This window comes from Bradyrhizobium pachyrhizi (assembly GCF_001189245.1).
GTDB lineage: Bacteria > Pseudomonadota > Alphaproteobacteria > Rhizobiales > Xanthobacteraceae > Bradyrhizobium > Bradyrhizobium pachyrhizi.
Window position 1 is genome coordinate 139,058 of sequence record NZ_LFIQ01000052.1, and the last position, 5,357, is coordinate 144,414.

General features: G+C 65.0%; 4 protein-coding genes. 2 read left to right on the forward strand and 2 right to left on the reverse strand.

The genetic code is table 11. From position 1 onward, the window contains the following. Positions 1 to 33 precede the first annotated feature (33 nt). The gene (locus AKL29_RS10135) at positions 34 to 2,067 is read right to left on the reverse strand and encodes a methyl-accepting chemotaxis protein (RefSeq protein ID WP_050384048.1); all 2,034 of its coding nucleotides are present in this window, start codon (positions 2,065 to 2,067) and stop codon (positions 34 to 36) included. Between the two features lie 463 nt (positions 2,068 to 2,530). Between AKL29_RS10135 and AKL29_RS10140 the strand changes: the two genes are divergently transcribed. Both AKL29_RS10140 and AKL29_RS10145 read left to right on the forward strand, forming a co-directional pair. After that, positions 2,531 to 3,703, forward strand: coding sequence for an FIST N-terminal domain-containing protein (locus AKL29_RS10140; RefSeq protein WP_050384049.1), 1,173 nt, complete (start codon positions 2,531 to 2,533; stop codon positions 3,701 to 3,703). Then, a complete protein-coding gene (locus tag AKL29_RS10145; RefSeq protein WP_050384050.1) occupies positions 3,700 to 5,073 on the forward strand; it encodes an ATP-binding response regulator in 1,374 nt (457 codons plus the stop codon). Before AKL29_RS10140 ends, AKL29_RS10145 begins: the two co-directional genes overlap by 4 nt. Here AKL29_RS10145 and AKL29_RS44575 read toward each other — a convergent pair. After that, positions 5,068 to 5,357 (reverse strand): response regulator transcription factor (locus AKL29_RS44575; RefSeq protein WP_244481887.1); only part of this gene is annotated, 290 nt, incomplete at its 5' end. The genes AKL29_RS10145 and AKL29_RS44575 overlap by 6 nt on opposite strands.

Below are 5,357 nucleotides of genomic sequence, written 5' to 3' on the forward strand. Positions count from 1 at the left end.
AATAGATCAGCAATTGGTAGACCCGCGCGCGCCTTACGCCGCGCGGATATTCGCCATGAAGCGGTCGAGCTCTTCGCGCAGCCGCGAACTCTCGACCGACAGCGAGCGAGCCGAGTTCAGCACCTCTTCGGAGGCAGCTCCGGTCTCGGTGGCGCCGCGATTCACCTGGGTGACGCTGGACGCCGCTTCCTGTGTGCCCTGCGCGACGTTCTGCACGCTGCGCGCGATCTCCTGCGTTGCCGCGCTCTGCTGCTCGACCGAACTTGCGATGTTGGTCGCGATCCCGGAGATCTGGCCGATGGTGCCGCCGATCTCCTTGATCGCGGCGACCGATTCCTGCGTCGCCGCCTGCATGCCCGAGATATGAGTGGAGATCTCGTCGGTGGCCCTGGCGGTCTGGCTCGCCAGCGACTTCACCTCAGCGGCGACCACCGCGAAGCCGCGCCCGGCGTCGCCGGCGCGCGCCGCCTCGATGGTGGCGTTCAGCGCCAGCAGATTGGTCTGCTCGGCGATCGCCGTGATCAGCTTGACGACGTCGCCGATCTCCTGCGCAGCGCGCGAGAGCTTGCCGATCCGCGCGTCGGTCTGCTCGGCCTGACGCACGGCTGAATCGGCGATCTGGCTCGACTCCTTGGCGCGACGGCCGATCTCGTCGACAGACGCCGACAGTTCCTCGGTCGCGGAGGCGACCGATTGCATGTTGCTGGAGGCTTCCTCGGAGGCGCCGGCGACCTGGCTCGACAGATTCTGCGTGGTCTCCGCCGTCCGGGTCAGCGTACCGGCCGCGGATTCGAGCTGCACGGCGGAGGCCGACACGTTGGAGACGATCGAGCCGACGGCAGATTCGAATTCGTCGGCAAAACGAATCAGCTCGTTGCGCCGCGCGGTCGCACTTGCCTTGTTCTGCGCTTCCTGGGTCGCGGCATCGCGTTCGGCCTTGGCGATCGCCTGGACCTTGAACTCCTCCAAGGCGCCGGCCATCTCGCCGAGTTCGTCGCGGCGGCCGAGACCCGGCAGCACGACGTCGAAATTGCCTGCCGCGAGCTCGCGCATTGCCGCGCACATCGCCGCGATCGGTCGCGAAATACCCTTGCCCAGCAGGAACGCCCAGACCAGCCCGAGCACGAAGCTGCCGGCGGCCAGCATCAGGATCAGCCGCTCGGTCTCGCCGATCATGGTGTGCGATTCGTTTTCAAGCCGCTTCTGGTCGGCGAGCAGATCGGACTTCATCGCCGCCGCGCCCTGGCTGATGGCGGCCGCGGACTCCGTCATCTCGACGGTCAGTTCGTCGATCGACTTCGCGTTCGCGATCAGCTTGGCGAGTGCCTCGCGGTACTCTTCGAGCAGCGCGGTGATGTCCCTCACGCTCTGGGTGATCCGCTCGTTATTCGAGGTGATCGCCTTCACCAGATTGTCGGCGAATTTCAGCCGGGCGAGCGCGCTCGAGGCGACCGTCTTGTCGCCGTTGACGACGAAGGTATTGACGGCCCCGGTGATCGACTGGAGCTGATCGGCCACCTTCTTGGCGCCGAACTGGATCGACTGCAGCTCGGAATCATCGGCATTGCTCGGCAGATCGTCGAGCTTGTAGCGCATCGAGGTTGCGCTGCGGGTCAGCTTGTTCTGCGCGGTCTGCGCGCTGTCGTCCTTGATGCGGACGATCTCGGCGAAGATCTTGGTGAAGGCGCGGAATTCGCGCTCCAGCTTGGTGATCTGCTCGAGCCGGGCCGGATTGGTGGTGCCCTTCATCGACGCCATGATGGCATCCTTCAGGCTGCCCTCGGCGGCGAGCGCGGCCTTGGCGTCGTCCTCCTTGCCGGTCGCGACGAAGTAGCGCGCCAGCGAACGGTAGGAGATCAATTCGCGATCGATGTTGCGGGCCAGATCGGCTTCCGCGACGCTCTGGCGGTAGGAGCCGACGCCGGCGGAGACCCGCTCGAAGCCCATATAGGCAAAGCCCATGGTGGCTGCCGACAGCGCCAGCGTGACGGCAAAGCCGAGCATGATCTTGGCGCGAAATCTGAGGGTTGGGATCCTGATCGACAACGATCGCTTCAGCCCCGGCATTCCAACCCCCGTCTTCATTCTGAAAACCACGCGGGGTCCGGCAGCAACCCGCCCCAGACCCCGGAGCGCAAAACTAAGGCAGAATCGATAAGGCCCGGTAAATGGGCAGCGGCCGCCCGGCCCGGCGCGATACTACCTTGGTCGGGCTAGGCGGGTGGGTAAGGTGATTGACGCGCGGGTCCGGCCCGATAGTTTAGAACCGATCAAACCTGTCCCTGCCCGGGCCAGGAGAACACATCGGGAGGTGTCCCATGTCATCGCGTCGACCGGCGCCACTGGCGCTTGCGGCGAGCGTAGCTGCCGGCGCAGTAGCCCGGCCAATGGCATTTCCTCTCACGACCTGAAAGCCACGGGCAAGCCGGAACGCCAGCCATCGCGGCATGGCCCGGATGCCCTCACGACCCGCGCGGGTTCAACCGCCCGCGCCAAGAAAAGCAAAAAATTCTGGTCAGGGAGAGCGCCTTTGGCGAAGCAGAACGGTAGCACCGCCGACAGCATTGTCGTGGTGCAGGCGAAGACCGACGGGCCGCGGGAAGCAGCCGCCGAGATCGCGCGCCAATTGGCGGGGGCTGATCTCGCGATGCTCGTGGTGTTCGTGTCGCCGGTCTACGAGCCGCAGACATTCATTGCCGAACTGTCCAACCGCATGCCCGCCGTTCCGATCTTCGGCTGCACCACGGCAGGCGAATTGTCGCCCGGCGGTTGGGACGAGGACAGCGTCGTCGCGATGGGCTTCAATGCGGCCGATTTCGTCATCGCGGCCCGGCCGCTGTTCGAGCTTTCGACATTTCGGGTCGACCACGGCCGCTCGATCTGCACCGAATTGCAGAACGAATTCGCGCAACGCACCGAGCATTGCGATCACACCCATGATTCCTTCGGGCTGCTCTTCATCGACGGCATGTGCCAGCGTGAGGAGACCATCATGTCGGCGATCTATGCATCGCTCGGCGATATCCCGGTGGTCGGCGGCTCCGCCGGCGACGGCCTGCGCTTCGAGAAGTCCTGGGTGTTTCATGGCGGCGAGGCTTTTACCGATGCCGCCGTCCTGATCCTGATCCGGACCCGGCTGCCGTTCCGCCTGTTCAAGTGCGATCACTTCGAACCGACCTCGACCAAGATGGTGGTGACCGAGGCCGACATCGAGCACCGCATCGTCAAGGAGTTGAATGCCGAGCCGGCCGCGATGGAATATTCCCGTGCCGTCGGCCTCAGCGACAGCAAGCTCGAATTGTTCTCGTTCGCCGCGCATCCTGTGCTGGTTCGTGTCGGCGGCGCCTATTACGCGCGGTCGATCCAGCGCACCAACCCGGACGGATCGCTGCAATTCTTCTGCGCCATCGACGAGGGCATGGTGCTGACGGTGGCGCGCGAGCGTGACCCGATCGATGTGACGAGCCGCCTGCTCAAGGAGCTGACCGAGGATCTCGGCGAGGTCGCGATGTTCATCGGCTTCGAATGCGTGCTGCGGCGGCTCGACGTCGAGCAGCGCCAGCTGTCGCGGGAGATGTCGGAGCTCTATCGCCGCAACAAAGTGATTGGCTTTCAAACCTATGGCGAGCAGTATCGCTCCATGCATGTCAACCAGACGCTGACCGGCATCGCCATCGGCAAGCGGGCACTCGCGCCGCAATGACGGATACCAAGACCACGCGAATTGCGGCGCTCGAACGCGAGGCCGAGAAGCTGCGCAAGATCAACGCGGCGCTGATGTCGCGCGTCGAGCGATCGACCGATCAGCAGCTCAACGCCTTCTCGCTGTTCGAGACCGCGATCGCGCTGGATCAGCAGGTGCGCGACCGCACCCAGCAGCTCAAGCAGGCGCTGCAATCACTGGAGAAAACCAATGGTCGCCTGCTGCAGGCCAAGCAGCAGGCCGAGGCGGCGAGCTCTTTGAAATCATCCGTGCTGGTGTCGGTGACGCACGATCTGTTGCAGCCGCTGAATGCGGCGCGGCTGACGCTGTCCGCGCTGACCGAGATGGCAACCGAGTCGAAGAGCGTCGCGCTGACCGATCAGATCGACCGTTCGCTGGCGACGCTCGAGGACATGCTGCGGACGCTGCTCGACATCTCCAAGCTCGAAGCGGGCGTGCTCAGGCCCGAATTCGGACCGGTCGCGATCGCCTCGCTGTTCGAGCCGCTGGAGCAGGAATTTGTCGCGACCGCCGCCAAGCGCAATCTCGGCTTCCGGATCATGCCGTCGTCTGCGGTGGTTCGCTCCGATCCGCTGATGCTGCGGCGGATCCTGCAAAACCTTGTCGCCAATGCGCTGCGCTACACCCAGCGCGGCAGCGTGCTGATGGGATGCCGGGCCAGGGGCGATGACATCTGCATCGAGGTGCACGACACCGGGCCGGGCATTCCGGAAGCGCAGCGCGAAGCCATCTTCGTCGAGTTTCAGCGCGGCGAGACCAGCGCCGGCGACAAGGCCGGCATCGGGCTAGGTCTTTCGATCGTGCGCCGGTTTGCCGACCTGCTCGGCCATGACATCAGGCTGAGCTCGCGCGCCGGCAAAGGCTCGGTGTTCTCGGTCACCGTGCCCCGCACGCAGGATCCGGTTGCGATCCCGGTGCGCGAGCAGGCCAGTGTCGACTATCGCTATGGCGGCATGGAGGGCGCCAAGATCCTGCTGATCGAGAACGACCTCTCGAGCGCCGAGGGGCTCGCCCATCTGCTGGAGAAATGGGGCTGCGACGTCGCGGTGACGATCTCCAAGACCGAGGCGCTCGAGCGCATCCACGCGCTGGACGGCATTCCCGACGCCATCATCGCCGATCTGCATCTCGACAATGGCGAAACCGGAATTCAGGCCGTCGATGTCATCCGCGGCGCGATCAACGCCAAGGTGCCGGCGATCATCGTGACCGCCGACTACTCGGCCAAGGCTGCCTCCGACGTATCGGCCTTCGGCCATGAGCTGTTGAAGAAGCCGATCAAGCCCGCCGAGATGCGCTCACTGCTGTCGTTCCTGCTGGCGGCGGAGCAGTCAGGTGCGCGGTTATGATTCCGCGCCATGCGACGACGGCGAGGCCGTCACCGGCGAGTGGTCGTGCTTGCCGAAGTCCAGCTTCGACAGTGCGATGATGGCCTCGGTCCGGCTGCGCACCCCGAGCTTGCGCAGGATCTCCGAGACATGCACCTTCACGGTGGTGACCGAGATATCGAGCTCATAGGCGATGTGCTTGTTCTGCAGGCCGCGGCAGATCATGTCGAGCACGCGAAGCTGCTGCGCGGTGAACTGGCCGAGCTGCTGCACCAGCTCGCGCGTCTCGGCCTGGGCCTTCCGCG

Coding starts and splice junctions, on each gene's coding strand:
- AKL29_RS10145 (WP_050384050.1), top strand. CDS start 3,700: ATGACGGATACCAAGACCACGCGAATTGCGGCGCTCGAACGCGAGGCC.
- AKL29_RS10135 (WP_050384048.1), bottom strand. CDS start 2,067: ATGCCGGGGCTGAAGCGATCGTTGTCGATCAGGATCCCAACCCTCAGA.